This is a genomic window from Thalassoglobus sp., assembly GCF_048270125.1.
Taxonomy (GTDB): Bacteria; Planctomycetota; Planctomycetia; order Planctomycetales; family Planctomycetaceae; genus Thalassoglobus.
The window spans coordinates 91,842-116,938 of record NZ_JBLWTN010000012.1; the positions used below are offsets into that span (position 1 = coordinate 91,842).

Here is a 25,097-nt window from a genome sequence, read left to right on the forward strand (position 1 = left end):
ATTGAATTGGTGTACAGATTCTGCCTTGTGGCGAACAGCAATTTGATTGCTGAAACGCGTTCTTCGCGGACAGAAGGTGGAGCAGACTGCTATATAATAGAAAAGCCGTTTCCAGGTTCATCCTGGAAACGGCTTTTCTAGATTTGATTATACGCTGCGAACTCAATCTTCGCGCGAGTCATGCGACCCTGCTGGATTTGCAGCAGAGGTGCACTCTGCGAATTACTTTTCAGAAGCAGCGGCGACTGGCTCGGCTGTTTCTTCTGGAGCTGGAGCTTTGATTTCCAGGTTCGGAACGTTGATCGCGGTGATGCGAACGCCGGTGTATTTCTGGCGGTGGCCGGTGTGGCTGCGTGAGTTTTTACGGCGGCGGAATTTTTGAACTTCCAGCTTCGGACCTTTGACGAGATCGTCGATCACTTCAGCTTCGACAGTTGCTCCTTCGATCACAGGTGATCCGATAGCACTCGCTCCTCCTCCGTTCGCGAGGAGAACCTTGTCAAAGGTGATTGTTTGACCGACTTCGGCATCGCTGCGAAGGTCGATGGTCAATGTTTGTCCTTCTTCCACCCGTAACTGGTGGCCACTCTCTTCGATAATCGCGAACATTTCTGTACTACTCTCGGTCAGTTATCCGGTTCTGTCTCACGGTGGAGATATTGTGTAAGATCAGGTCAATTCGACTGTGATGACTATAAACTGAGGATGACGATGAATTTTCGTTATTTCCTCAGTAGTTGATCTCAGCAATCTTATGGAGAATCAGAAACCGCATCATTCTGTTGAAAACACGCTCATCATGCCATTTTCAGGCGAATTGGCAAGGATAGAGATTTCCATGCGAAATTGCGAGACATCCCAAGGCGGATTTCAATCATTTTTTATCAGCGAGAAAGGAAAGTCGATATGGACTGGATTATTGCGCAAGTCGATACTGAGTCAGGAGTTGCAGGGGTTTCTAATGCTGTTGACCAAACTCTCCCATGGGTGAAAGCGGTGAAAGAGTTTGCTGCTGAGCATGCGGTCAGCTTTGGAATACGTCTTCTTGCTGCATTGGCGATCCTGTTTATTGGTCGGATCGTCATCGGGATTTTGATGGGATTTGTCTCTCGGGGCATGCAGCGGGCCAGCACAGATGAAATGCTGGTTCGATTTGTTCAAAACGTGATGAAAGCGGTTCTTCTGGTCGTTGTGGTCATGGCGTCGCTGCAAACGTTAGGCGTGGAACTGACCTCGCTCACCGCGATTCTTGCCGCTGCCGGGTTCGCAGTCGGGATGGCACTTCAAGGATCCCTTTCCAATTTCGCTGCGGGGATCATGTTGGTCGTCGTGAAACCGTTTCAAGCTGGGGATTTCATTGATGTCGCTGGAGTTTCGGGGACTGTTCAGGAAATTCGGCTTTTCAGCTGCTCAATGAAGACCTCTGATGGACTCAACCTGACGGTTCCTAATGGGCAAATCACTTCGGGTGTCATTAAGAATTACAGCAGTGAGCCAAACCGCTTAATCAATCTCGTTATCGGTTGTGGATATGATGATGATTTGCTGGCGGTGAAAAATCTGCTGCTAAAAATCATTTCGTCGCATGAAAAAGTTTTGGCAGATCCTGAACCATTGGTAGCTGTCGATGAATTGGGAGCGAGTTCAGTCAACCTCGTGGTTCGACCTTGGGTGAGAAATGAAGACTTCGGCTCGGTGAAGCGGCAATTGACTGAGCAAATCAAGCTCGCGTTCGATGAGCATGGGTTCACTTTTCCGTATCCCTCCCAAGACGTTTATCTTCACAGTGACGCGACTGTTGCAGATTGATCACCATAGTATTTCCAGCGGTGCAGGGAGAAGCGGGGCGCGTTAGGGGGAGCGGACCGTTTGTGCGGGGCTGTTGTCCTTTTGCATCAATTGGAGCGGTTCGGCAAATTTTGCGAATCAGTTCTTTAATTCAGGGAATTACGAGGTTAAACTCTAGCACCGAGATTGGTTGCTGAAGTTTTCCTGCCTCAGCAACGTTAAGAGGATTCCGAGCTCCCTAAGGATGACAATGAAAGCTTCACGACTTCGCCAGTTTACAATTCTGTTGGTCTTGTTCAGCTTTGGATTGATGCTGCCGCAACCAGCGGATGCGGATGTGTTACCCTGGACCTATACTGGCTCATCGACCAGTTATTACGGGGGACCCGTGGGGTGGGATGCAGGCTACTATCCTGCACCCGTGACGATGTTCCGTCCTGCTCCTCGTCGGTTCACCTCTTATTATGCTCCGATGTACGGCTCTTCCACTTCGTTTTATGGTCCATCAACTTCATACTATGGATCTTCGGTCGAGTATTACGGAGGGGGAAGCATCGGGACCTCTTCTGGTTGTAGTCCTTGTGGGACCTCAGTCGGTCAACCCTGTTCTGGCCCAAACTGCCCGACTGGTGACTGCTCGACGAGTGGTGTGAATTATTCTCCAGAACCGATTGCTGAGCCCGAAAACAACGACCCCCCAACGCCAGCCACGAATGAGGAAAACCGGGAAGTCACACCTACATTCAAGCCGACCACACCAGATAAACCAGATGCTCCTGACTTGATTGATGATTTCCGTCCGCTGGAGCGTCGTGAAAAAGATTTTGTCGCACCAAGAACAAACGGACCAGCTTCGGGGGGCTCTTCGATCCCGAACAACTCGTCCATCCCAAACAACTCGTCGATTCCTGATCGGTCTTCGATTCCGAACAATTCTTCAATTCCAAACAACTCGTCAATACCTGATCGGTCTTCGATTCCTGAGAGATCTTCGATTCCATCAGGTTCAAGCATTCCTGAGAGCGCAAGTCCTCCTGCGTCTGGCTCTGGTGCTCCAGCTGGGAATTCAGAAGTGATTCCGAACCTGGACAATCGAGGTCTCACTCCAATGTCTCCACCAAATCGACCAGTCAATCCAGCGCCTGGGGTTGGAGAAGGTGTGACTCCATCGTCAATTCCGGATGTAACTCCGAACCCGCGCGGCTTCCCAGGAAACTCGGATGCTCCGAAGTTTCCCGGAACAAAGCCTGCTCCTTCAGAACCTTCTGGTGGTGAGATTGAACCAGTCGTCCCTGAACTTGGAGCTCAGCCGCTTGAGATCGAGTTTCCCCCCGTCTCTTCCGCCTCACGTGTTGTTGTACAGCGACAGCGAGTTGTCATGAAAGCTGGCTATCAACTTCCAGAAGTTTCTCGAATTGATGTCGCTTCAGAAACAATCGTGGAAGCGGGGACACCAAACCTCGCTGTTCGATAAGCGGACTGTTGCACTTTCCCGTGAATGGAAGGACTCGGGATTCAAATTATCGCGGGAGAGCAACAATGAAAACGTTCGTCATTTCCGTCCTCTGTTCATGCTTCCTGGTGACCGTTCAACTGGTTGCTCAAGAGGGAGGCCAGAAACGGGCGGTTCAACTCAAACGGTGGCTCGAACGTTTTCCCGACGCAGATACCAACAACGATGGTGTTCTGACCGAAGCTGAAGCGAAAGCGTACCGGGAGAAGCTCGCTGGGCAGCGTAGTCGGAATACGCGTCCGGACCGGCTGACTCCCACATTCGCAGATGTGAAGTACGGGACACATGAGCGACAGGTTCTCGATCTTTATCTGGCGAAAAGCGAGGATCCGACTCCGCTGATCATCTACATTCATGGTGGCGGATTTGTTGGTGGCGACAAGAAGTCGGTCTCGCCTGCGATTGTGAAAGCTGCCAATGATGCAGGGATCTCCGTCGCGGCGATTCACTATCGGTTTGTCAGTGAACTTCCGTTTCCTGCGCCGCAAGAAGATGCTGCTCGGGCTATTCAATTTTTGCGAGCGAATGCCCAAAAGTGGAACTTCGATAAGTCGCTCTTCGCCGCTTATGGAGGATCAGCCGGGGCAGGTCTCTCGTTGTGGCTGGGATTTCATGATGACCTCGCTGACCCCGAAAGCAGCGATCCAATTGCTCGTGAATCGACACGACTGGTCGCTGTCGGTTCCCGTGGCGGACAGACTACCTACGATCCCAATGTCATTAAAGCCTGGGTCGGTGGACGTGCCCACGAGCATCCGTCGATCTTCAAATGCTACGGAATTGAATCCATTGACCAGATCACCGATCCCAAGTTGCAGCCGCTTTATGATCAGGTCTCTGCGATCAAGCACTTAACAGCTGACGATCCACCGGTCTACTCCATCTATAGTGAAGCTGACGCCCCGTTGCCTGCAAACGCTCGACCGGGGCAGGGGATTCATCACCCCGTTTTTGCTCACAAGCTCGATGCCGAGATGGACAAGCTCCAGATTGAGCATGTGTATCGTCATGTCAGTCACTTCAAGGGTGACCGTGATCTCGATATGTTCGAACACTTCAAGAAGTGGTTTGCTCAGAGTCGAATAAAGCAACAGGGTAGTTGAGAGCAGGCAGCCGACACTGATTGAGAAAGAACTCAGTAAGAGCAGTCCCGTTTTTTGAATGGGACTGCTCTGTTGGTCTTGAGTCTCGTGCTCTTCGAGGAACCTGGCGAGATTCTTGGCGTTCTGCCTCGTGGCGAACAGCATTTTTATTAGAACTGATCCTGAAACTTGAAATTGCTCTCTCAAACGTTGAGGAAAGCATCTATTCCAGAGGTTTTCGGACTGGTTCTAGAGAAATGCGTTCTTTACGGGCACATGGTAGAGCAAGTTGCTCTATCCTCCCTGAAGTTTTTCCAATCGTTCTCGGGCATCTTTGTAGTCGTAATCAACGACTAGAACTTCGCCGTAGTGATGGACCGCTTTATCTGGATCGCCTGTTTCTTCGCAGACTCGTGCGAGCAGATAATGTGACTCTTTGTAGGTGTCCGGATCGGTATCGTGATTGAGGTCCGGGACGGCACGTTCAAATTGTCCTTTGGCAAGCGGGAGTTTGTTGTCGTACATAAAGCACTTACCAAGCAGAACGAGTGCTTTTGTTTTCAGTCGCGGGTCCTGGCTGGCCTTCTGCAACAGCGGGATGGCTCGTGACCACTCCTGCAGTTGCATGACAAGTTTCGCCAACTCCATCTTGATACCCAGATTTTGTGGGTGTCGCTCTTCACGGGCACTGAGAACTTCGATTTTGCGAGTTCTTAAATCTTTCGAAAGGGCTGCCACCAGCTTACGTGCCTCGGGGTCTTCAGACTTGTCAGCCTTCTCTTTCGCCAAGTCGACATTGTGTTTGAGAAGGAGTAACTCAGCGTCTTCGAGTTGTTCTCGTACACCTGGATCTCCAGCTGAAACATCTAGTGCCTGCTTGAGGACATCGTACGAATCCTGGAATTTCTTTGCAGTTTTCAGGTGGGCACCCAGTTTTAAATAATGTTCTACCTGCTCAGGGTTGCGACGAATTTCGTGGCGCAGCGATGTTTCGAGGTCTGTCGATTTCTGCTCGATCGACTGCGATTTGTCAGCACTTTTGTTTCTTTTCACATCTTTCGACGATTCTGCTTCGTCGAAATTCCCTGCGCGGGTTGCCTGCATTGCGTCCAATGCAGAGAGCTTGCGGCTGACTTCGATATCTTTAGGATCGATGATCTTAATGCGTTCCCAGATTTTGCGAGCCTCTGTGTATTCCCCTCGGTTCTCAAGATGTTCGGCGAGTGCCAGGTGAATCGCTTTGTCTTTTTGGGCCGCTTTAACAGCTTCAGCGTATGCAAAACGGGCAATCTCTCCGCGATCAAGTGCTTTCGCCGCTTCTGCAATATCAACATTCAGCTGAGCATCCCAGGGGTTCAGAAGCAGACCTTGTTCTGCCATCTTGTCGGCTTCTTCCCATTGCTCTTTCTGTTTCGCTTTTTTGACCTTCGAGCGAATCGACATCAATTTGGTCATTGTCAGGCCACCGGCTCCTTTTTTGTTGTCGCCGTATTTTTTCTTGGTGCAGTTGCGCAACAGTTGACGGTAGCCAAGGTTGTGCGGGACGAGTTTCACACACTGGCTGAACATCTGCACGGCCATGTCCCAGTTATTTCCTTCCATGGCTTTATTACCAGCTTGAAAGCACTTTGCCGCTTTTTGATTGTCGTCTGCCACGCTCTGCTCCCGAAAGAGGATTCTCAGTTGATACTCTTATCGCACCAAAACGTCCTCGGTGCACATTCTTGTCTGTAATTCTATTGGGGTCGCAAGTCGATGAGTCTCGACCATGCCGAAATACAATACCAGAGTCGATCACTGGGGAAAATCCCACGAGATCGACAAAGTACAGTGGAAAGCCGTCTGGCTAGAGCATCTTTCGAATTGGTTTGCAGGTTCTGCCTCGTGGCGAACAGCAATTCTATTGATGAAACGCGTTCTTCACGGGCACACGGTAGAGCAAAATGCTCTAGAGCATTTTCAATGCTAATTGTGTTTGTAGAGAAATGATTCTACCAGAAAAAACTTTGAACTCCACGAGGCAAGCCGTGCATGCAATTTCTGATCGTTACCCGTCAATCCGTGATTCGTTCAACAGCACTTTGCAGAGATGAAACATTGCAGAGATGAAATTTACCCTGTAACGTCTGGAAACGTTATCCGCTTTGAGTTGGACATGAGATTCCAACGAAATCGAGCATGCAGGAGTTGATGAGATGTCCGAATCGACACCACAAACCGATCGCGCCCAGTGGAAGTCCCGCTTAGGGTTTGTTCTGGCCGCTGCCGGATCTGCTGTGGGGCTGGGAAATATCTGGAAGTTTCCGTACATCACCGGCCAGAACGGGGGCGGGCTGTTTGTCCTCATCTACCTCGCCTGCATCGTGCTGATCGGCTTACCAATTATGATGGCAGAAATCATGATTGGACGTGCAGGGCAACGTCAGCCGGTGGGAGCATTTGAAGCGATCCATGGCCGGAAAACTGCCTGGTCCGGAATCGGCTGGATGGGAGTGGTCGCCGGGTTCATCATTCTTTCGTTTTACATTGTTGTCGCTGGCTGGTCGATGGATTACACGCTGAAATCCATCGTCAACTTTACAAAACCGATTGAAAGCCAAGCGGCCACTGAAGCGGAAGTCTATATCGCCACGACATCCATCGAGGATATGAAAACGTTTCTGGTTGATAAGGAAACTGATCGTCAATTGCATCCCCAAAAGGGACTGCTTGAAAGTCGCTTGACGAAATCTCAAAAAGAGAACCATAAGCGTTTCATGGCAGCGATTGAGCAAGCAGAAGATCTGGAACAGGCACGTTTGCGTTTATTGAAGGACGAAGAACTGAAGAGCTCCGTCGAAGCTGTTGAGAACGTCGAACAGCAGGTTGCCAAAGCACGGTTAGAGATCGCAGGGAGCGTTCAAGCCAAGGTTAATTCACTCTCCGCAACTGATCTCTTGGCACAAGTGAAGTTGTCGAAACGACGTGATCTGGTCTTTGAGAAAATGACAGGGACGTTTGTGAACCTGCTCACCAACGGCTGGCACTCATTGATGTGGGCTGCGCTGTTCATCATGATCACCATCGGTGTTGTCGCAGGGGGAGTGGCTGCAGGGATTGAACGTGCGTGTCGATTGTTGATGCCAACGTTGTTTGTGCTGATCTGTATGATGGTCCTTTATGGAACGTTTCAACCTGGGTTTAGTGCAGCGATCTCATTCGTCTTTAGTCCAGACCCCAGTCGACTCAAGGCCAGCGGTGTTCTCGAAGCATTGGGGCATGCGTTCTTCACGCTCTCTCTCGGAATGGGAGCGATGATGACGTACGGATCATACCAAAGTTCGAAAACGGGCCTTCTGCAAGAGTCTGTCATGATTACCTTGCTGGATACCGTCATCGCGCTGTTGGCCTGTTTAATGATCTTCCCGATCACGTTCTCTTACGGACAAGAGCCGACTGCTGGCCCCGGACTTGTCTTTATGAGTATGCCGTTGGCGTTCGCGGAGATCGGCCGGGCTGGAATGTTGCTTTCGATGGCGTTCTTTGGATTACTGTTCTTTGCAGCGCTCACCTCTGCGATTTCGCTGCTGGAGGTTGTTGCTTCGTACTTGATCGATCAGAAGAACTGGAGCCGTGCGAAAGCGGCTATCACGACAGGGCTGTTAACTCTCGTCGTCGCGGTCCCGACTGCGTTTTCGAGCGATTCAACTTCCGTTCTTTCTAATTGGGAAGGTGATTACGGTCTCAATTTCTTCGATACGATGGACCATCTGGCATCGAACTGGATGCTTCCTCTGGGCGGATTGTTTATCGCGATCTATGCCGGTTGGGTGATGCCACGACGCTTGCAGGAAGCGGAAGTCGAAGACATGCCTGCCTGGATATTTCAGGTTTGGTTGGTCCTCGTACGCTTTGTTGCTCCCGCACTGGTCATCATCGTGCTGATGCAAAAAGTTGGCATCTTCGACATCGACGAATGGTTGTAAAACGGTGAGTCGCTTCGCTGCTGAGGCTCGAGTTCAGTTTGTTTTCAGGAGCGCGTGCGAATATGTTTAGCACTAGCTACAATTCATTGTCTGGGCTGATCGACTCAAAAATATAGGCAATGATTTCATACAGTAATGACAATTCCAGCGGATACTTACGCGGCTGACCACAGTGATTTGTCGCCATTATCGATTCATGATATGACGGTCGCCTATCAACGGCGACCGGTCATTTGGGATATCGATTTCGATACTCCTCCCGGGCATCTGGTTGCAGTCGTTGGGCCGAACGGAGCCGGAAAAAGCACGTTGATAAAAGCTGCGCTGAACCTCGTCCCCAAGGTTTCCGGAGAGGTTCGGTATTTCGGTCAGGAGTATGCCGACGTTCGTGATCGCGTCGCTTACGTTCCTCAAAGAACCGGGGTCGATTGGGATTTTCCTGTCAGCGCGCTGGATGTCGCGGCGATGGGCTTGTATCGGAAGATTGGCTGGTGTTTCCCTGTCTCCAGAAAATACCGTGAGCAGGCGTTTGCGGCTCTGGAACGTGTGGGGATGGAAGATTTTGCACATCGTCAGATTCGGCAACTTTCAGGCGGACAACAACAGCGAGTCTTTCTGGCCCGAGCGCTTGCACAAGAAGCCGATCTCTACCTGATGGACGAACCGTTTGCCGGAGTTGATGCCTCAACCGAACGAGCCATTGTGGCGCTGCTCCACGAACTGAGAGGACAGGGGAAAACGGCATTAGTCGTTCATCATGATTTACCGACGGTTCCCGAGTACTTTGATTACGTGTTGCTTTTGAACATGCGTTTGGTCGCTTTCGGGCCGACTGAAAAAGTCTTCACCGCAGAGAACCTGAAGCGAACGTTCGGCGGGAAACTGTCGTTGCTCGACCAGGTGGGCGAAAGAATTGCGGAACGTGATTGATCATGAAGCTGAACCGAATCTTGATCATGTTGCTGTTTGGGTTTCTTCTCTTAACGCTCTACGTCGAGCCGATCGAGGCTGCTGGCGTTTCCTTTCAAAAACGATTCGAACGTGTCGTTCTGCTGAAAGATTATAACACGCGGGTTGTTTTGTTGGGGACGACGCTGCTTGGGATTTGTGGCGGGATCGTCGGAGTTTTTATGTTGCTCCGGAAACGTTCTTTGGTCGGCGATGTTGTTGGCCATTCAGCATTGCCGGGGATCGCCATTGCCTTCATTTTGACGGAAGTGTTTCGCCCCGGAACTGGAAAGAGCGTTCCCATTCTATTGCTTGGAGCCTTCGTTGCTGGTTTGATCGGCGCAGTTTCGGTGATGCTGATTGATCGATATTCTCGTATCAAATCCGATGCTGCGATGGCGATCGTGCTCAGCCTGTTTTACGGATCTGGGACCGCACTTCTGACGATTGTTCAGCGAATCCCGACCGGGAGTTCAGCTGGGCTTGAAGATTTTCTCGCCGGGAAGACTGCGTCACTTGTCGCTGCTGACGTCTGGTTGTTTGCTTGGGCTGCACTGGTGCTGATTGTGATCTCGACGCTTTTGTTTAAAGAGTTGTGTTTACTCTGTTTTGATGAAGAGTTCGCAGCGGCGCTCGGATGGAAAGTCTTCTGGCTCGACTCCTTGCTGACTGGATTAGTCGTCTCGGTGACCATTCTGGGAATGCAGTCAGTGGGGCTGCTTCTGGTTGTTGCGATCTTGATTATTCCTCCCGCCTCAGCTCGATTTTGGACCGACGATATCCGCCGGATGACTTGGATCGCAGCGATTCTCGGAGGGGTCGCTGCAGCGATTGGAACGATCATCAGTGCTTTGTTTGCCAAGGTTGCCACGGGGGCTGTGATTGTGCTGACCGGGTCGGTGTTCTTTATCGTGAGTCTGTTCTTTGGCTTTCGTCGCGGTGTGATGTGGAAGTGGATTGAACAGAAGCGTCTCCAGTCTCGAGTCGGTGAGCGTGACCTTTTGCGAGCTGTCTACGAGATCACGGAAGGTCGCCTTGAACATCGTCAACTGACCGATCCGTTGTTGCTCTCGCAGCGGATTTCTCAAGCTGAGCTTCTCAAAATGCGAACCTGGTCGCCGACACGGTTGCGTTCACTCACCCGGCGAGCGGCGAGTCGGCATCTGGTGCTGATCCGTGCGAATGGCGAAATCCAGCTTGCTCCCGATGGAGCGGCACTGGCACGACGTGCTGCCCGGGACCATCGCCTTTGGGAACAATACTTAATTCAATATGCAGACATTGCTCCCAGTCATGTCGACCGTGATGCCGACCAGATCGAGCATATTCTTGACGCAGAAGTGATTCGAGGGCTTGAGGAAAGTCTGGCGTCATCCGGACACGACGTCATGCTGAGGAGCCCGCATCAAATCCAGATTACACCGGAGAAGAGTGAGAACTCCTCCTGAATCCGGAGTTTGCCCTCTTGAGTGCTAGAGCATCTTTCGAATTGGTTTGCAGGTTCTGCCTCGTGGCGAACGCGTTTCATCAGCAAAATTGCTGTGCGCCCACAAGGCAGAACGTAAAGACCAATCCTGGATTTGTTCAAGTACCGGATTCAATCATGTTCAAAAGGCATTTTCAGGACAAATAAGCAGGCGGTTTGAGCATTAATGTGTAGAATCAATTGAAAGAGGCCCTGTTCCCTAAAACAATACACCGATTTAAGAAATTACGAACTAAGTCGTCAATCGCTGGCGAATTGTTTAAGATGATGATGTCAGGGACTGGACATCCCACCAGGAGCTTTTTTGAAAACCAGTTTTGTGAGACTTCTCAGCCTGTTTGAGGGGCCGCTCTCTAGGTTTTGGAACAGTTCTTAATAATTGCCATTCGTCACTGGATGTTGGACGTTGGTAACCTGTCATGATCTTTTTGGAGGTTTTGGAAGTATGTTGAACATGAAATTATTCTCGATTGCGGTGCTTACTCTTTGCAGTTCTGTCCAGGCTGCCGAGTGGGGATCGGTGACCGGTCAATTCGTGTTGGATGGTGAGGTCCCAACGGTTGCACCGCTTGTCGCCAAGGGAGACTCAAACGCCAAAGATGCTGCCGTTTGTGCTGCAGAGGGTGTTCCTAATGATGCAATGATTTTCAATGCAGAGAACAAGGGAATTGCCAATATCGTCGTTTACATGCGACGAGCAAAAACGGTTCACCCGGATCTTGTGAATAGTAAAGAGAAGACTGTCGAATTTGATCAGAAAAACTGTAATTTCTTGCCACACATGATGATTGTTCGAACCGATCAAACGATTGTCTGTAAGTCGAGTGATGCCGTGGCTCACAATGTCCACGCGACTCCATTTGCGAATTCAGCAGTGAACTTTATCGTCCAACCAAATGATCAATCCGGCGTTGAAGTGAAATTGCCACTCGCAGAGCCGGTGGCTCCTTACGTCGAAGTGAAGTGTGATATTCATCCGTGGATGAAAGCGTGGTGGGTTGTGTTTGACCATCCTTACGCTGCAATCACCGATAAAGATGGCAAGTTCACAATCGAAAATTTGCCAGCTGGTGAAACCGAGTTCCGCGTCTGGCATGAGAAAGTCGGCTTCATCAACAGAAAATGGGTTGTCGATGTAAAACCAGGAAAAACAACAACACTGGAAACTGTTCCCGTCTCTGCTGACTCGTTCAAAGAGTAGTTCGGAGAGGACTCTTGACCTTTTAGAGCATCTTTCTAATTGGTTTGCAGGATCTGCCTCGTGAGGAAATGGCTTTGAAGCCATGAAAGTGAGCTTCGCAGGCACGGCAAGAGTTGAAAGTGCTCAAAACAAAAACGGCGTCGATTCGAAATTCGAATCGACGCCGTTTCTTTATTTGCGATAACAAATTCTGAACAGGAACCTTGTCATTGCAATTGGTAACAACAGTTCAGGTCTCTCCGCGAGGTCGAGTCTGGAGACCAAGAACAGGGTTTGCTTTCAAGCAGGTTCTCAGACCAGTACTGGTGAGAGGTTTGCCTTTTCGACTTTAGGGTCACGCCAGTTAAATCCTTTTGCGATCGCTGCCTCTGCGAGTTTCGTGAGCATTGCTCGGTCAACGTGCGGGCAGGGAAGGTGTGGGACGGCGTTTTGAGTGTTCGAGGAATCGTACTCTGGATCGTCTTTCCAGTATGACTGGTAGACTTCCATGTGCTTGAAGAACATCTCTTCCAGATCGGAAATGTTCTCTTCCTGTGGTCGGTCGACACCTAAGCCAAGGCCGTAAGATCCCACCATTTCTTCCATGATATCTCGGAAGAGTCGTGTTGTGATCGGGACTCTTGGCGTCAGGTGATATGTTTTTCCGTGAAGTGTTGGATCTGTCACGATTGTGGACATCACTTCGGAAACCCAATCAACAGGAACGAGGTTCTTTCGCTCGTCGCCGGTCGCGTTCAGGTTGATGCGGCTGCCGTCGATCTTCCCGGTGAAATTCGGCTCGGTCATACTGTGACCGATGGTGTAGGCAAGCTGCAGCACTGCGTAAAAATTGTGATACGTGAATGTCAGTGCGGTTTGTGAATCACCAATGATGATTCCCGGACGGAAGACCGTCAGCGATTCGATAAAGTCTGTGCCTCGGATCATCTCTTCCGCCATGACCTTACTTTCTTCGTAAGGGTTTGCGAATTCCTGACCGAGGTTCAGTTCATTTTCGTAAATGCGTCCTTGTCGCAATCCTGCAACGTAGGCTGTCGAAACATGATGGAACTGAGTGATGCCTGCCTGTTGGCAGAACTCCAGAACCTTTGCAGTTCCGTCGACATTTGATCGCCAAGGTTCGGAGTCTCGGCCGGTACTCACAAACGACAGACTGGCAGCGTTGTGAATAATGGAGCTGCAGTTTTCGGCAGCCCATTTGATTTCATTTGTTGAAAGTCCCAGGTCCGGCCGGTTGATGTCTCCTGAGAGAACGACTGGACGAGGAAGTTTTTTCTCCAGCAGATTTTCCCAGACCTGCATCGCAGCTTCGATGCGAGATTCTGCGTCACTTTTTCGGCTGGGTCTGACGAGAACAGCAAGTTTGATGTTTCTCGAAAGAAGATCTTTCATCAGGTATCGACCAAGAAGCCCGGTGGCGCCCGTCAATAGGAGATGATCCATAGTTGCATTCCAAATCGGAGAAGAGGCTCGGTGTATATTTTGAAGATTGAGGAATCATCGTCGAGTCGCTAGCCGGACAAAAACAATTCTTCAATATTCCACGTAGGTAAGAAGAGCACGACCGCATCCCAATAAATGAGAAGTGATCGGGGGGTCTTCTACGAAAGAGGCGGTCGAGAGGTGTAATATCCTACCCGGTTTTTGGGTGAATGAAAGTAATTCATTCCAGATTTCAACCACTTTCCAGTCTGATCCAGGCTGTCTGGCCGGATAGATCTTAATGTCTGAACAACAAGCATTGTTTGATTCATTTTCTCTAACTAGACGATGCTGGTGGAGGTTTAGGTGTTCTAAGTCTTTTTGAATAAAAGGTTTAAGTTGTAAAGGGTTTTCATTGCTGATCCTGTCCTTGAATGTCGCTTTTGATGACTTCAGCGACTGCTCGCCAAGAGACAGAACGTAAAGGCTAAAATTGGATTTCCAGGGAGGGGATGGCTCCCCATTAGCTTCAGAAATCCAAGATGATTGATGCAATTTTGCACTGATTTGAGTACTTGGTGGTTGCAAAGGAAACTCAGAAAACGCTGCACGACCTTCGATAATTTTAGCATTTTCGACTTGGTGTTCGGGGCTGTCTCGTGGCGCACTGTGATTTAACTGGTGAAGTGCGTTCGACACGGTCAGATAAAACAAGAAGGTGTTTTAAGCAGCGATTCGAGAAGGTTCTTGAGTACGGTTTTTGCGAGAGCCTGCCTGTTCTCGGACTTCTCGAGTAGGACTCTTGGCGAGTAAAGCAGGCAAGAGAACCAAGTCTGCGAAGACGGCGACAATCAGCAAGATCGACATGAGCAGACCAAACCGAACAGTGGGGATGAACTGGCTTTGGGTCAGTGCAAGCATTCCCAGACTGGCGATCATGGCTGCCTCAAAGATCGGTCGACCTGTCTTGAACAGAGCGTAAAGGGAACTGTTTTGAGTCCCTGATTCCTGTTTTGAATGATGGCGATACGCAAGCAGAAAATGAAAGGTCCCATCGACAGCAATTCCGAGTGCGATGCTGGCTGTCATCATCATGCCGATGTCGACCGGGATTCCCGCCCAGCCAAGGAACCCAAAGACCAGGCAGAGTGGCGTCAAGTTGGGGATCATCGCGAGCAATGCAGTTTTGATTGAACGTAAAGCGATCACCATCACGACGGCAATAATGCCGAGGGCTGTGGCGAAGCTTTCCCAGAATCCAATGAAAATATCATCCTGTGCCTGTTTGATGAGTGGCGCAATTCCTGTCAAGGTGACGGGGTGTGCTCTGAGGATGTGCTGAAGTTCCTCGAAGATTTGCTGTCGGTGGTCTGTGGATTCACCATGTACCCGCGCGGAAATTCGCCAATACCGCTCTCCAGCCGAGATGTATTCTTGACCATGTTGATTCGACTTTGCAGTCGAAAGTAGTTGAATGATTTCGAGGCCATTATCTGGCAAACGCTCGGGGAAGAAGCTTGCCAGAGAGAGTGTGTGCTGGATGTTCGGGTGTGCTGAGATCATCATCTCGATCTGTTTCACTCGCCGGAGTTTTTCGGTGAATGGAAGGTCTTGAGTGTCAAAATCAACAACCGCTTCGAAGGAGTCAACGTTTGTCAGTTTCTCCTCGATGTCGAGGTAGTCTTGAACGACATCACTGTTGCGTGGAAGGAAGTCGAGAGGATCGACCTTCGAAGTGAGCGAGACGATCCCCGGCAGTGAAACAAGTAGGCATGTACATGTTCCCCAAGTGATGGCCCGGCGATGTCGAATGATCTGCAACGACAATTGAGCCGGCAGTTTCTGGGAGGAATCGTGGCGGTCGGGAAATGAGATCGGCCAGAGTGAAAGAGCAATCGGCGTCAGGCCAAGACCACAGATACAGGAAATTACCGCACCCGTCGCAGCAGCGAGCCCAAACTGCTGTACCGGCACAATATCGCTCACCGTTAAAGAGAGCAGGCCAATCACGGTTGTAAAGGTCGCCAGCAAGCAAGGACGCCATGCTTTCGACAATGCGGCAGCCAACGGATCGGTTTCGTCACGACTGGAATTAAAATAGTGCAGGAGATGGATGGAACTCGCCATGGTGAAGACCATGACCATCACAGGCAGAGCTGAGAGGATGAAGTTCATCTCACCGCTCCACCATTTGACGATGCAGAGTGTTGTTTGAATCGCAAAGACTGTGATGAGAAGAATGGCTGAGGAGAGTCGCCAGTGGCGAATTGAGTACATCAACAGCCCAAAACAGATCATCAATGAGCAAAGGAAGAACTGTTTTGTATTCTTCTGTGATCCAAGTCGATTCAATTCTGCGACAATGACCGGCGCACCAGAGAAGAGGACATCTTCGTTGCTTAATTGGCTGTATGTCAGAATGTGCTGGACATCGTGAACGGTTCCTTCGCGATTGAGTAATCCATCTTCCGAAAGAATTGCAACGAGACCTGTGATCGATCCGTCTCGGGATACAACAAGACCACGCAATCGCTCGTGTGCAGTCTCCGGTGTCACACCTAACTTTGCCATCTCCTCGGTGAATCGCTGTGGTGTCCAGCAGGAGCGGATGCCCTCAAGAGACTCGATTCGAGAGGCGATTGCGGAGATCAGTTGTGGTTCAGCGACTTGATTCGGAATCCCGATCAGAATGGCTTCTTCACCACCGAAAAGGGATTTGAAATTTTCGTATTCGGAGCGGAAATCTGACTGTTGAGGCAACCAGGCTTCAATATCGTTATTGGTCGGGAGAGAATCCGCTTCTCGAAAGAGAAACGGCAGCGCCAGCAAGATCAGAATCGCTAACGGGCGACTATACTGGCGGTATAATTGTGACATGTGGACCAAAACACAAATGGTGAATTTCAAAGCACTTTTCGAACGAATCCAACAACCTTTGCGAGTCGGGTCTCTTCCTCTCTTGAGAACCAGTCTGTAGACCTCTGGAATCGTTGCTTTTCTCAATGGTTGAGGTTGAGAGAGTCGATTCAGTCTTCAGGATCAGTTTTCAAAAAGAGCAGGTTCGTCGGAATCGTTTTGGGAAAAGTGGGCCTCGCTCGCATTCGTTATCGGATGATACTGCGGGTAAGTCGGAATCGAACTCAGCAATTCTTGCGTCTTGAAAGGGCTGTTTCGTTAAGGTTTACCTGACCCGAATCACTTTCGAATCTGAAAGAGTGATCTGGGAACTTGTAGGTGACCGTATGTTCACTTTTCTTCCAGCTTTGCTTCCAGAGCCTGAATCGGGTAATCTTTTCCGGCATCGGAATCTATTTCGAGTGAAAGACCGGTCGTTTTGACAGGTTCATATTGCACTCGCGGTCGATTCAAGCTGAATTGACATCCCGCGGCGTTTAGAACGCGGGCCTGCGGAATCCTTCGAGGCACGTGTCAGTTCAGGTTCACATGATACGCAGAACTGAGCCGAATACCTGTATTTGACCTCTCAGAAATTGAGTGCGTCATTCATTGCAGCGGTTGCCGGAGATGTTCTAGAAACAGCATAAAACAATACAAAGCCAATGTTTGTGTCAATTTAATTGATTGTCAAACAGTTGAAATTTTGAGACGAACGTACTGAAATTACTGCTAAGTTCTCACATCACACAAAATTCAAACAACAAACACTTTTTACACATCTCATAGGGACACGCGACGTGTACTCTCACTCCTCCCTGAATTCGCCTCTCAGAGCACCGGACTTGGTGCTGGCGAAGGAAGTTTGCTCACAGGGAGCAACCAGCAGGACTGCTGAATGGTCGATGGTTTGTAATAAAATCGCCAACGATCAGGTCTCAGCAATGTCGGCTCAGGAGTTGACGGACGCTCATTGCGGTCAGGAAACCAACGGCGACACATCAGTCGTATTGCTTCCAGGGATTGAGGCACAGAAAATCATTCCCATGGAAAGCCAGCGTTTCGCTGGAAGATCAATCAAGGCAAACACATCGGGAGGACCAGGATTCTCATTTGAGATGCTGGATTTCTCCACCAGACACACAAGCGATCTTCAAGTGATGGATGCCAGACGGAATCCTTTCTTCAACGAAGTTGTGCGAGTACACCTTGTTCGTTCCCGCAAACGAAGAGGGTATTATGAAGAAAGAAATGCTTATCAACGTTCTCCAGCCAGAGGAGAGCCGAATTGCAATTGTCGAGGATGGAGTCCTTGAGGAGCTCTACGTCGAACGGACCAGCATCGAAAATTTTGCTGGAAACATCTACAAGGGCCGCGTTGTCAATATCGAGCCGAGTATTCAGGCAGTCTTCGTCGACTTCGGTGTCGGACGGAATGGCTTTCTCCACGTCAGTGATGTTGAGTATCAATATTACAAGCATCTGCTGAGCGAAGGTGAGCGTGGCGACGCCGAAAAGAACCACAACTCAAAGTTCAACGAACGGACCTCTCGCAACAAGCCACCGATTCAAGACATCTTCCAGCGTGGAAGCGAAGTTCTCGTTCAAGTCATTAAAGAAGGCATCGGAAACAAAGGGCCAACGCTCTCGACTTATATCAGTATCCCTGGACGCTATCTCGTACTGATGCCCGGTTTGAACCGTTTGGGAGTCAGCCGGAAAATCGCGGACGAAGATGTTCGCCGAAATTTGCGAAAAATCCTGCGAGGACTCTCTCCACCAGAAGGTCTTGGCTTCATCGTGCGGACTGCCGGAGTCGACCGGTCAGAAAAAGACTTGCAGCGAGATATGAACTATCTGCTGCGGTTGTGGAAAACCATTGTCCGGCGAATCGAGAAAACATCTGCTCCGATCGATATCTACGAGGAAAGCGATATCGTCATTCGTACGATTCGCGATATCTACAGTAATAACATCGATGCGATTTGGATCGATGGAGAGGAGTCCTATAAACGGACTCGGGACTTCATGAAGGTCGTCATGCCAAAGCATGTCGATTCTGTGAAGCTCTTCGAAGGGAAAGAACCACTCTTCCACACCTATAAAATCGAAGAAGAAATCGACAGAATCCAAAGCCGACACGTTCCACTTCCGGGAGGGGCGGCTCTGGTGATCGATCAAACAGAAGCGTTGGTTGCGATCGACGTCAACAGCGGAAGTTTCCGGGCAGGTGGAAACGACGCCGAGAAGAGTGCGTACCAAGTCAACATGCGAGCAGCCGAAGAGATCGCGAGACAGATTCGCTTGCGGGATTTGGGCGGTGTGATCGTCAACGACTTCATTGACATGCGAGACGAACGGCACCGACGCGGTGTGGAACGTAAACTTCGCGAGTGTGTCGAACGTGACCGTGCTCGTACCAAAGTCTTGCGGATTAGTCAGTTCGGTCTCATCGAGATGACCCGGCAGCGAATTCGCCCATCACTCCGTCGTAGCATTTATGAAGACTGCCCATGCTGTAACGGAACTGGTCAGGTGAAAACTGCTGAAAGTATGGCGATCGAAGTGATGCGGGCACTCATGACAGCTTCGGCACATGCAGATGTCACAGAGGTCAAGGTTGAACTGCATCAACAGGTTGCAGACTACCTGATCAACAAGAAGCGCCGAGAGATGACAGATCTTGAAGAAGAGTATGGCGTTGTGGTCCACGTTCATACTGCGATCAATGTCGGTCCGTCTCACTTGCACGTCCGCTGCTTCAACGACAATGGAGCCGCAGTCAAAGGTGCAGAAATCAAAAACTAGAGCAGTTTCCGATTCATTGATTCTCTGCCCGACGGTTCCTCGTAGCCGTCGGGCAGGATTCATGAACGACCTCGATCTCTTTCAATTTCATGACGACCAGTTTCTTTGCACACATTCTTAATGTGCAGGTCGATCTCCGCGAGGGCCGTCAGTGGAGAGTGAGAGCAAGTTTTATTGAGATCTTCAGTCTCCATTTAATCAATGGAGGTAAATGACTGCAAAGATGCTTTCGGCTCAGCAGCTGACTGAACAAGTTTTATCGTTGAGCTACTGCTTCTTTGTTGTTGGCTGCACGAGGTACACGTCATACGTGTTGCTGATTTGGTCGACGGGGATCAGCTGGTCATAGGCTCGGTATCTTCCGCTCGCGTGGTGCCGTTCGCTGCGGCTGACGATGTGCCAGCCAGCGGGGAGTTCCCCAGTCGGCAGGAGTTTTGCCTTAACTCCGACGTGCTTTAGTGAGACATCACCCGGCCAAACAAGCCAGACCGGAAGTTCGTCTTCTCGCTGATCGATCCAGTCCTGCACCAAGGGCATGTCCTGTCCCCAGTCGAGATTGGAATCAATCAGATACCGGTGACCATTCTGCGGGCCGCCGATGAATTCGTTGAAGTAGCTGAGGCTGTGGGGATAGCAGGCCAGACTGCTGATGGCAGTCATCACGACTGCTGTGATCGCCGCTTTGGGCCAGCGAACTCCTGCTGTTGCTCCGATGAGATAGATGGCGGGCAGGATTGGGAAGACATAGCGAACATGACGATTCATTTTCGTTTGCAGCGAGGCTACAACGAATAAGACGATCACCGGAAGCATCAGCGGCATGAGTCGCATTGTCGATGATCGAATTGATTCATCTCGCCAGCAGGCAACCAGTCCGGCCAAGAACAGCAGGAGAGTTGCCGCCGGAACTTTCACCAGCAGCCCAATGAGGTAGTAGTGATACCAGCCTCCGGGGTCTTTGACTTCGCCTCGCAGGTAGCTCCATTTGCCCTGTTCGAAATCGACCTTCTGTAAATCGATTCCGGTGACGTAGTCTTTCGGAAAGGGGACTGGAATCTTTCCGACCCAAGAATCCTGGAATCGATTCGCTGGGAGGTTTTCGCCGGGGATTCGAGGCGTCCCACTGAGCGGGGTTGAGTAAAAATCAAACTCACCGAGTAACGTGAATGAGCCGTTGTAAAGGTATCCCAAGTTGAGCAAATTCAACCCAAGCAGCACGATGAGGCTCAGGTGAATGAAGTCACTTTGTGCAGAGCGAATTTGTCGATATCGAACCCAGTTCATGAACGCGAGAACGATCCACAAGGCTGGTAAGGAAATCCATGTCAGTTTAGTCAGCATCGCCAACCCGAGTGATGCTCCTGCCCAGAATGCATTGAGCATAGAGCTGTTTTCAATCCATTCGGAATATCTCCACGCAGCCAATAATCCAAGGGATGTCGCTGCAACATCTGGAGTGATGAGCGAACCATGTCCCAGGAGATTGGGGGAGAAACACCAAAGCCCCGCAGCGATGCACCCAACCAATTGAGAATGAATCTGTGTTCCCCAGAAATAGCAAACAAGTAGCCCGATGACAGAAAACGGAAGGCACGTCCATCGGGCAAACTTGAAGAGCCGTTGAGAATCGACACCATTCGCAGCCACAAATTGGCGACCCATCGCCCATTCCAATCTGGTCTGAGAGTCTTTCTTGTAACGGCTCCAGTCTTCTTCATGGTGAACGAATAAAACCGGCACCGCAGCGACAGCTCGGACGAGTGGCGGATTGACACGGTATAGTGAGAAATCAGTATCATTCCAAATCGCCAACCCCGCCGGTAAATGAGCGACTTCGTCAACCGTCGGGGAATAGCGATCAGCTAAACTGCTCAGCAGGAGAACATGGACGACGACCAACCCCAGCAGCACCGCTGTGATCAGCTTTGAATGACGGGGTTGAGATTCGGTGAATTTGTCCACAATTGAAACGTTCTTTTTACCAGATGAATCTTCGTTCATTTTGGAGAGGTGATGAAACCAGAGACCCACAAAGAGCCAGAGGAAAAAATTCGCGAGAAGAAATCACCGCAAAGAAAACAGAGCTGTTTTGTGAGGAACTCCTGCTTTGTCAGCCTGCGACTGCGGATGTCTCTTCAATCACAAAAGTGCATGAGGTACTTTTCAAGAGTGACTCTTTCTGCTTGACGAAAATGATTTTCTCGTGAGGGTAGCCAGTATCAGATGTCTCGCATACTATCTCTGACTGGCTCGGAAGCAATTTAGAACTGATCCTGAAACTTGATTTGCTCTCTGAAACGTTGAGAAAAGCAACAGCTTAAGAGGTTCAGGGACTGGTTCTACTAAAAACGCCAATTCATAGAGTTAACGTTGCACTTCAAGAACTGAAATCGCAACGAACGGATTTTTACTCGCCCTGATAAAACCTGAACATGATCGCAGAAGTCGAATGAATCAAAACGATTTCTGGAGTCTTATTCGTGGTTAAGAGTACCAGTCTGAAAATCATCTGTGATGAGCGATTTACCCTATGTTTGAGAGACCGAAATTGAGTTGTCGGATCAATTTAATAAGGAGACCAAGGATGTTTCAGTCGAGAGGGAGTCGACCCCGATCAAAAGCGGCTCTACTGATGTTGCTCGTTGCAGTGGGAGTGTTGGCGGGGAATACGCCAATGGCGCAGGCACAAGATGATCCCGCTCCAAAGGTGGAGACAGAGAACCCTTTTCCAGGACGTTTTCCTGCTCCCAGTATTGATGGCGGGACAGCCTGGCTGAACTGTTCTGGTCCGATTTCATTAGAGGATCTTCGAGGCAAAATCGTTCTGCTGGATTTTTGGACTTACTGCTGCATCAACTGCATTCACGTTCTTCCCGATTTGAAGTTTCTGGAGCAGAAATATCCCGATCAACTTGTTGTCATCGGCGTTCACTCCGCGAAGTTCGATAATGAGAAAGAGAGCGAAAACATCCGTGAAGCGGTTGTTCGCTATGAGATTGAACATCCCGTTGTTAATGATGCCAACATGGTCATCGCACGAAAATATGCATTCAACAGCTGGCCGACATTCGTTCTGATTGACCCGGAAGGGAACTTTGTCGGACGTCAGCCTGGCGAAGGGAACCGTGAACTCTTCGACCGTGTGATTGGTCAAATGGTTGAGTATCATCGTAAAAAAGGGACGCTGGACGAAACGCCTGTCAGGTTTGATCTGGAACGCGAGAAAGAGCCAGATCGTCCACTGAAGTATCCCGGGAAAGTTCTCGCTGATGAAACTGGAAACAGACTTTTCATCTCTGATAGTAACCACAACCGAATTGTCATCAGTTCGCTCGATGGCAAGTTGATCGATGTGATTGGATCCGGGAAAATCGGGTCAGCTGACGGGAACTTCGAGACAGCATCGTTTGACCATCCGCACGGAATGGAACTGGTTGGAGAGACGCTGTATGTCGCTGACACGGAAAATCATTTGATTCGCACAGTCGATTTGAAATCGAAGACCGTCTCAACGCTCGCCGGGACAGGCAGTCAGGCTCGTGTCCGATTGCAACAGGGGAAACTCCGCGAGCTCGCTCTCAACAGTCCTTGGGACGTCCGGGCTTTGAATGGCGTTCTCTACATTGCAATGGCTGGGCCTCACCAATTGTGGAAACACAAAATTGGCTCGGACACTGTTGAGCTGTACGCAGGAAACGGTCGAGAAGACATTGTTGACGGCCCACTTGCCGCCAGTTCTCTTGCTCAACCCTCTGCAATCAAAACTGATGGCAAATCGCTCTATGTGGTTGATAGCGAAGGTTCTGCTATCAGACAAATTCAGGATGGAATGGTCACCACGATTGTCGGTCCACATGATCTTCCACGGGGGCGTTCACTGTTTGAGTTTGGCGATATTGATGGAGTCGGCGATCAGGTCCGGCTGCAACATCCAATTGGTGTCGCATACCACGATGGAATGCTCTACGTTGCAGATACGTACAACGACAAAATCAAACAGGTGAACATCAAAACTCGCGAATCAAAATCGTGGTTGGGAACCGGCGAACGCGGGGCAGGGCTGGATCCTGTACAAATGAATGAGCCAGCAGGGCTTGAGGCAGCGAATGGTCACCTCTTCATTGCCGATACGAATAATCATCGCATCTTGAAAGTGAATATCGCGACGAAAGAAACAACAGTGTTGACGGTCGACGGGCTCACGCATCCTGTTTCGACTGGATCGGAACCGCCTGCAGAACTTGTAAAAGGTGAAGCTGAAAAATCTTCGGCCGTCACAATCGCCCCTGGCAAAGAAGCGACCTTGACTGTGAACTTCGAGTTCGTGGACGACTATAAGCTCAACAAGCTTGCACCAGTGGCGTATCAATTGAAAGCTGTCGGACAGCAGAATATTGTCGATCCTTCGGTGCTCGGCAAGCGAAAGAAAGCTGACTCCGACGACGTTTCTGCATCTGTCACTCTCCCTCTGACTGGAGAGTCCGGCGAAGCAGTCCTTGAGTTGTCGGTCGCTTACCAATACTGCCGCGACGGTGTCGGTGGAGTCTGTAAATTTGCCTCCAAGAAGTGGTTGATCCCCGTGAAGGTCGACTCTGCGGCAAAAACTTCCGACGTGAAACTCATCGCGAAACCATAACCTGATCGAAGTCTGAGTCGTCCATCAGGCTTCGCTGATGAAGATCGCGAGACTCTGCGAAGCGACCTGACCCGGACGTGTCCGGATCAGGTCGCTTATGCCGATTTTATCGCTTGAAACGGTAGTAAGTTGAGCCAAACCTGCAGAGAAACAGCCCCGACCAGATGAACTCAACCTATTCTCTAGAAAGGTGGGCCTGTTCTTTGTGTGGTTGTGGATATGAATTTTTTCGGCCAGCAAACGTTCCCAATAACATCCCTTCACGATGTTGTTGATATCGTTGATCTCTCGATTATCTCAGATCATGAAATTGAGGAGTGGAATCAGCTTGGAGTACGCGCAATGTGCGCGAACCCATTTGTTGAATCAGACTTTGTGATCCCACTGGTCCACAACCTGAGAATTCCAGGAGTTGGGCTTCTCCGCGTTCGAGACAAACAAGGGGGCTGGAAGTTTGTGACACCTGTTGTCCAATACTACTACGAGCAAGGGCGTCCCCTCCCGGAATTGCGGGCTTTGAGTTCGAAGTACACGTTTATTGATCAACCCCTCGTCTCGAAAATTGATCCCGTATTGACGCTCACCTCGTTGTTCGGGGCTCTCTCTAATCAAAGACAATGGCACGGACTCGGAGTCGAGGTCAATCTTTCGCAGAGTGACCAGTCCGAGCTGACTGATTTTGCAGCGGTTTCGTCTGGTGTTGAATGTCATCCCGGTGAAACAGTCTTGCGCCCTGTCGTTGTGCCTGCCTCGGCAGAAGAATTACTCTCAGGCTGTTCGGGTTCCCGCCGAAAATCGTTGCGGAAGTCCTGGAAACTGCTGGAATCATACGGGAAGGTTGAATACCGATTGGCCCGCACTGCAGCAGAGATCCCGCAGGCAGTGGAACAGTTTTTACGCTTGGAATCATCTGGCTGGAAAGGCGAAAAACAGACATCTCTCGATAGTCATGCTAATGACCACCGCTTCTTTCTGGAAATGTGCGAGAACTTCTCTCAGACGAATCGGTGTCTCTTCGGTGAGTTATTGCTCAATGGTTCCGTGATCGCATCGACATGCAATCTGTTGTCGCAGCAAACTTTGTTTGCTTTCAAAATCGGATGGGATCCAAATCTGTCGAAATGCAGCCTTGGTCACTGGTCTGAACTGTTATTGGCTGATGAAATTGCAAAGCAGATTCCGGAAATCACTTTGATCGACAGTTGTTCCAACGAGGACTCATATGTCGGTCGGGTCTGGCATCGTCGCCAACAACTCGCCAGCCGACTCTATGTTTGGTCTCGCCGGGCTCGCATTGTTCAAGGGGCGAAATCTGTCGCGAAAGCGTTCGTGAAGCGATCAGTCTAAACTCAA

General features: G+C 50.0%; 17 protein-coding genes. 10 read left to right on the top strand and 7 right to left on the bottom strand.

What is annotated here, in order from left to right:
• Nucleotides 1-222: 222 nt before the first annotated feature.
• Nucleotides 223-609 carry a 50S ribosomal protein L21 gene (gene rplU, locus ACN0YR_RS14750; protein WP_417850005.1) on the bottom strand — a complete coding sequence of 129 codons (387 nt, stop codon included), beginning with the start codon at nt 607-609 and terminating at the stop codon, nt 223-225.
• Between the two features lie 297 nt (nt 610-906).
• Between rplU and ACN0YR_RS14755 the strand changes: the two genes are divergently transcribed.
• The 3 genes from ACN0YR_RS14755 to ACN0YR_RS14765 all read left to right on the top strand — a co-directional run bounded on the left by ACN0YR_RS14755 (nt 907) and on the right by ACN0YR_RS14765 (nt 4,404).
• Nucleotides 907-1,809 carry a mechanosensitive ion channel family protein gene (locus ACN0YR_RS14755; RefSeq protein WP_417850006.1) on the top strand — a complete coding sequence of 301 codons (903 nt, stop codon included), beginning with the start codon at nt 907-909 and terminating at the stop codon, nt 1,807-1,809.
• A 229-nt stretch (nt 1,810-2,038) separates the two neighbouring features.
• Nucleotides 2,039-3,262, top strand: a complete 1,224-nt coding sequence (locus ACN0YR_RS14760; protein ID WP_417850007.1) for a hypothetical protein — start codon at nt 2,039-2,041, stop codon at nt 3,260-3,262.
• Nucleotides 3,263-3,327: 65 nt separating this feature from the next.
• Nucleotides 3,328-4,404, top strand: coding sequence for an alpha/beta hydrolase fold domain-containing protein (locus ACN0YR_RS14765; RefSeq protein ID WP_417850008.1), 1,077 nt, complete (start codon nt 3,328-3,330; stop codon nt 4,402-4,404).
• A gap of 273 nt (nt 4,405-4,677) precedes the next feature.
• Here the strand turns inward: ACN0YR_RS14765 and ACN0YR_RS14770 are convergent, their stop codons facing one another.
• Nucleotides 4,678-6,039 (bottom strand): tetratricopeptide repeat protein, encoded by a 1,362-nt coding sequence (locus ACN0YR_RS14770; protein WP_417850009.1) that lies wholly within the window; start codon nt 6,037-6,039, stop codon nt 4,678-4,680.
• Nucleotides 6,040-6,578: 539 nt separating this feature from the next.
• Here ACN0YR_RS14770 and ACN0YR_RS14775 point away from each other — a divergent pair.
• The 4 genes from ACN0YR_RS14775 to ACN0YR_RS14790 all read left to right on the top strand — a co-directional run bounded on the left by ACN0YR_RS14775 (nt 6,579) and on the right by ACN0YR_RS14790 (nt 11,983).
• Entirely contained in the window at nt 6,579-8,348 is a 1,770-nt protein-coding gene (locus ACN0YR_RS14775; RefSeq protein WP_417850010.1) for a sodium-dependent transporter, read from the top strand.
• A 135-nt stretch (nt 8,349-8,483) separates the two neighbouring features.
• A complete protein-coding gene (locus ACN0YR_RS14780; protein WP_145196214.1) occupies nt 8,484-9,278 on the top strand; it encodes a metal ABC transporter ATP-binding protein in 795 nt (264 codons plus the stop codon).
• 2 nt (nt 9,279-9,280) lie between these two features.
• Nucleotides 9,281-10,744 carry an iron chelate uptake ABC transporter family permease subunit gene (locus tag ACN0YR_RS14785; protein WP_417850011.1) on the top strand — a complete coding sequence of 488 codons (1,464 nt, stop codon included), beginning with the start codon at nt 9,281-9,283 and terminating at the stop codon, nt 10,742-10,744.
• A gap of 492 nt (nt 10,745-11,236) precedes the next feature.
• Nucleotides 11,237-11,983 carry a carboxypeptidase regulatory-like domain-containing protein gene (locus ACN0YR_RS14790; RefSeq protein ID WP_417850012.1) on the top strand — a complete coding sequence of 249 codons (747 nt, stop codon included), beginning with the start codon at nt 11,237-11,239 and terminating at the stop codon, nt 11,981-11,983.
• A gap of 291 nt (nt 11,984-12,274) precedes the next feature.
• Here the strand turns inward: ACN0YR_RS14790 and ACN0YR_RS14795 are convergent, their stop codons facing one another.
• The 4 genes from ACN0YR_RS14795 to ACN0YR_RS14810 all read right to left on the bottom strand — a co-directional run bounded on the left by ACN0YR_RS14795 (nt 12,275) and on the right by ACN0YR_RS14810 (nt 16,831).
• Nucleotides 12,275-13,426: an SDR family oxidoreductase gene (locus ACN0YR_RS14795; RefSeq protein ID WP_417850013.1), complete on the bottom strand. Its 1,152-nt coding sequence runs from the start codon at nt 13,424-13,426 to the stop codon at nt 12,275-12,277.
• Nucleotides 13,427-13,516: 90 nt separating this feature from the next.
• On the bottom strand, nt 13,517-14,104 hold the full coding sequence (locus ACN0YR_RS14800) for a hypothetical protein (RefSeq protein ID WP_417850014.1): 588 nt from the start codon (nt 14,102-14,104) through the stop codon (nt 13,517-13,519).
• A 24-nt stretch (nt 14,105-14,128) separates the two neighbouring features.
• Nucleotides 14,129-16,282, bottom strand: a complete 2,154-nt coding sequence (locus ACN0YR_RS14805) for an efflux RND transporter permease subunit (RefSeq protein ID WP_417850015.1) — start codon at nt 16,280-16,282, stop codon at nt 14,129-14,131.
• Between the two features lie 369 nt (nt 16,283-16,651).
• A complete protein-coding gene (locus ACN0YR_RS14810) occupies nt 16,652-16,831 on the bottom strand; it encodes a hypothetical protein (RefSeq protein WP_417850016.1) in 180 nt (59 codons plus the stop codon).
• 708 nt (nt 16,832-17,539) lie between these two features.
• Here ACN0YR_RS14810 and ACN0YR_RS14815 point away from each other — a divergent pair.
• Entirely contained in the window at nt 17,540-19,108 is a 1,569-nt protein-coding gene (locus tag ACN0YR_RS14815) for an Rne/Rng family ribonuclease (protein WP_417850017.1), read from the top strand.
• 267 nt (nt 19,109-19,375) lie between these two features.
• On the opposite strand, the gene ACN0YR_RS14820 is transcribed toward ACN0YR_RS14815, so the two are convergent.
• The gene (locus ACN0YR_RS14820; protein ID WP_417850018.1) at nt 19,376-21,109 is read right to left on the bottom strand and encodes a hypothetical protein; all 1,734 of its coding nucleotides are present in this window, start codon (nt 21,107-21,109) and stop codon (nt 19,376-19,378) included.
• 583 nt (nt 21,110-21,692) lie between these two features.
• Between ACN0YR_RS14820 and ACN0YR_RS14825 the strand changes: the two genes are divergently transcribed.
• Together ACN0YR_RS14825 and ACN0YR_RS14830 are read left to right on the top strand one after the other, a co-directional pair.
• On the top strand, nt 21,693-23,744 hold the full coding sequence (locus ACN0YR_RS14825; protein ID WP_417850019.1) for a thioredoxin-like domain-containing protein: 2,052 nt from the start codon (nt 21,693-21,695) through the stop codon (nt 23,742-23,744).
• A 219-nt stretch (nt 23,745-23,963) separates the two neighbouring features.
• Complete coding sequence (locus tag ACN0YR_RS14830; RefSeq protein WP_417850020.1) at nt 23,964-25,091, top strand: GNAT family N-acetyltransferase; 1,128 nt, start codon at nt 23,964-23,966, stop codon at nt 25,089-25,091.
• Nucleotides 25,092-25,097 lie beyond the last annotated feature (6 nt).

Excerpts from the sequence above, each read along its gene's own strand:
- ACN0YR_RS14825 (WP_417850019.1), top strand. The coding sequence starts at position 21,693 with ATGTTTCAGTCGAGAGGGAGTCGACCCCGATCAAAAGCGGCTCTACTG.
- ACN0YR_RS14775 (WP_417850010.1), top strand. The coding sequence starts at position 6,579 with ATGTCCGAATCGACACCACAAACCGATCGCGCCCAGTGGAAGTCCCGC.
- ACN0YR_RS14790 (WP_417850012.1), top strand. The coding sequence starts at position 11,237 with ATGAAATTATTCTCGATTGCGGTGCTTACTCTTTGCAGTTCTGTCCAG.
- ACN0YR_RS14805 (WP_417850015.1), bottom strand. The coding sequence starts at position 16,282 with ATGTCACAATTATACCGCCAGTATAGTCGCCCGTTAGCGATTCTGATC.
- ACN0YR_RS14795 (WP_417850013.1), bottom strand. The coding sequence starts at position 13,426 with ATGGATCATCTCCTATTGACGGGCGCCACCGGGCTTCTTGGTCGATAC.
- ACN0YR_RS14765 (WP_417850008.1), top strand. The coding sequence starts at position 3,328 with ATGAAAACGTTCGTCATTTCCGTCCTCTGTTCATGCTTCCTGGTGACC.
- ACN0YR_RS14760 (WP_417850007.1), top strand. The coding sequence starts at position 2,039 with ATGAAAGCTTCACGACTTCGCCAGTTTACAATTCTGTTGGTCTTGTTC.
- ACN0YR_RS14780 (WP_145196214.1), top strand. The coding sequence starts at position 8,484 with ATGACAATTCCAGCGGATACTTACGCGGCTGACCACAGTGATTTGTCG.
- ACN0YR_RS14820 (WP_417850018.1), bottom strand. The coding sequence starts at position 21,109 with ATGAACGAAGATTCATCTGGTAAAAAGAACGTTTCAATTGTGGACAAA.
- rplU (WP_417850005.1), bottom strand. The coding sequence starts at position 609 with ATGTTCGCGATTATCGAAGAGAGTGGCCACCAGTTACGGGTGGAAGAA.
- ACN0YR_RS14830 (WP_417850020.1), top strand. The coding sequence starts at position 23,964 with ATGAATTTTTTCGGCCAGCAAACGTTCCCAATAACATCCCTTCACGAT.
- ACN0YR_RS14755 (WP_417850006.1), top strand. The coding sequence starts at position 907 with ATGGACTGGATTATTGCGCAAGTCGATACTGAGTCAGGAGTTGCAGGG.
- ACN0YR_RS14815 (WP_417850017.1), top strand. The coding sequence starts at position 17,540 with ATGAAGAAAGAAATGCTTATCAACGTTCTCCAGCCAGAGGAGAGCCGA.
- ACN0YR_RS14785 (WP_417850011.1), top strand. The coding sequence starts at position 9,281 with ATGAAGCTGAACCGAATCTTGATCATGTTGCTGTTTGGGTTTCTTCTC.